Origin of the sequence: Agathobacter ruminis (assembly GCF_002735305.1) — a bacterium.
Lineage (GTDB): Bacteria > Bacillota > Clostridia > Lachnospirales > Lachnospiraceae > Roseburia > Roseburia ruminis.
In genome coordinates this window covers 1-1,923 of record NZ_PDYG01000094.1, presented here as the reverse complement: position 1 = coordinate 1,923, position 1,923 = coordinate 1, and the positions used below count along the sequence as shown (strand labels likewise).

The following is a 1,923-nucleotide window of genomic DNA, read 5'->3' as shown; positions in this document are numbered from 1 at the left end:
TTTCTGTAAATAATTCTAAGGGAGGATTTGTAAGTTGTCATTGGACTTGTAGTATAAAATATTTCCTACGCAACCTTTACTATCCTGATGTAGTATTCCATCATTCTTCTATTAGAATCGCAAATATTTCTGGTTCCTTTGTACTTTCTGTTGCCACAAACGATATCATCCAGCGGAACCTCAAATAGCTCACTTAAAGCATATAAGTTATCAACTGTTGGCATGCTAGTTCCATCAAGCCAGTGATAAATGCCCTGTACGCAGGATAAGTTCAAATACTCTTGTATCTGCTTTACTGTTATATTCTGTCGTTTCATTAACATCCGGATTTGTTCCCCGGTGCGGTGTTTATCTATTATTGGAAACATACGATTGCCTCCTTTACACTAAATTCTTGTTCTATTCAGTTCTCACACATACTTTCTTTCCTGAAAAAGCAATTCCAAACTTTAAGATTTCAGTAATTTCATCCTCTTTCATTTCAGAATCATATCTTGAAGTAGTCCCCTAATTTTATCTATTGTTGCATCCCAAGTATCAAATTTAACATCCTTAAAAGTTAAGAATATGACTGGATATTTTCCTTACTATAGCTCACTTCTTTTTTTTCGGGGCCGGTAGCTCTTCATACAGCGCCTCTAACAGATTGCGAAGAAACTCTTTGTTCTCAACATTATCGACAAGGAGCATCTCCTTCGCTCCCTCGTATGGAAGTTCCAGACCGACTTCCGGCATCATTTTCACAGCAGACTTTACAGGCTTTACAAGAAAACGGTCATCATAAATGCCACCGACTACTTTTCCACGATAATAGATGATGTATCCTTCCAGAATCCACCCTTATGAAAATTCTCATTTCCAAGTGACTCTGCTGTTAATCGAAACATAACACAACCATCCGGGCAAACTATCGTCTTGCTATATTTACTGTCGCCACCCAGATTTTCAAGATCCCCGCCGCTCCGTATTGCTTCCATCAATGGATAAAGCATCATCATTGTCTTAGAACATATACCGTATCCATCTTGATTCACAGGACAGCCATATGTGCAGGTATACTTATCGCCGATTTCTTCTCCGTTTCTGCAATATCGCTCAGTATGATCCCCTCGAAGGAATCCCACAACCTCTACGGTAAATTCATACTCTTCGTCAAACCATTTCTTCATGATCCGGCCTCCGTCACATCAATAATGGATTATCACAGTTTCCAAACACTTTTACTTATTTCATATATTCCATCGTGATATTCTCCTTCTCCTTCAAAGAAAGTTTCAAATCCACACTTTTCCAAAACACGTCCTGAGGAAACATTTTCCAGAAGTCGAATGCCATATACTTCTTCAATCCCAACTCTTTTTGCCATAAGCGGAAGAAATGCTTTTACTGCTTCTGTTGCATAGCCCTTGCAAGTATATGCTTTTGCCACATGATATCCTATTTCCCACTTGCCTTCTCCGATAGGAACAAGTTGAACATACCCTATATTTGTATCGTCGGCTTTCAGAATCACTGCATAGACCAGTGGACCTTCCGTAGAACCATATTGAGACATCAAAAACTCCACCGTTTCTTTTGCATCTTCCAATGTTTCGAAGACTTCATCCGGTACGAATCTTCTTGTATCCTCATCCAAAGAATTCTTATGGATATCCATAGCCATATCCATAGTCATTTCGGTAATTATTAATCGTTCTGTTTCAACTAAAACGTTCATAGTATCTCCCTAAAATTGTTATTCTCTTATTTCATATAAAGTTCCATTTTCTTCTTCCTCCGAAAGTCAAAGTATAATATAGCGCATTTGCCACATTCCCATCTTTCTTTACGTTTAGTTTCATTTTTCTTTCTCTTGACATAAACTCCATAGAAAACTATAATTTAAATACTTGTTTGGAGGGTATTCGTATCCTCAAATATGTC

3 protein-coding genes and 1 pseudogene are annotated in these 1,923 nt (G+C 37.9%); all 4 read right to left on the bottom strand.

Annotated features, from left to right (window positions below; genetic code table 11):
- Window positions 1-65 precede the first annotated feature (65 nt).
- The 4 genes and pseudogenes from CSX02_RS10345 to CSX02_RS10330 all read right to left on the bottom strand — a co-directional run bounded on the left by CSX02_RS10345 (window position 66) and on the right by CSX02_RS10330 (window position 1,717).
- A complete protein-coding gene (locus CSX02_RS10345; RefSeq protein WP_099386622.1) occupies window positions 66-368 on the bottom strand; it encodes a helix-turn-helix domain-containing protein in 303 nt (100 codons plus the stop codon).
- A 226-nt stretch (window positions 369-594) separates the two neighbouring features.
- Window positions 595-822, bottom strand: a pseudogene (locus CSX02_RS10340) (TfoX/Sxy family protein); the annotation flags it as partial.
- Window positions 795-1,169: a TIGR04076 family protein gene (locus CSX02_RS10335; protein ID WP_099386620.1), complete on the bottom strand. Its 375-nt coding sequence runs from the start codon at window positions 1,167-1,169 to the stop codon at window positions 795-797. The pseudogene CSX02_RS10340 and the gene CSX02_RS10335, both read right to left, overlap by 28 nt.
- A 32-nt stretch (window positions 1,170-1,201) precedes the next feature.
- Window positions 1,202-1,717 (bottom strand): GNAT family N-acetyltransferase, encoded by a 516-nt coding sequence (locus tag CSX02_RS10330; RefSeq protein WP_099386619.1) that lies wholly within the window; start codon window positions 1,715-1,717, stop codon window positions 1,202-1,204.
- Window positions 1,718-1,923 lie beyond the last annotated feature (206 nt).

Coding starts and splice junctions, on each gene's coding strand:
- CSX02_RS10345 (WP_099386622.1), bottom strand. CDS start 368: ATGTTTCCAATAATAGATAAACACCGCACCGGGGAACAAATCCGGATG.
- CSX02_RS10335 (WP_099386620.1), bottom strand. CDS start 1,169: ATGAAGAAATGGTTTGACGAAGAGTATGAATTTACCGTAGAGGTTGTG.
- CSX02_RS10330 (WP_099386619.1), bottom strand. CDS start 1,717: ATGAACGTTTTAGTTGAAACAGAACGATTAATAATTACCGAAATGACT.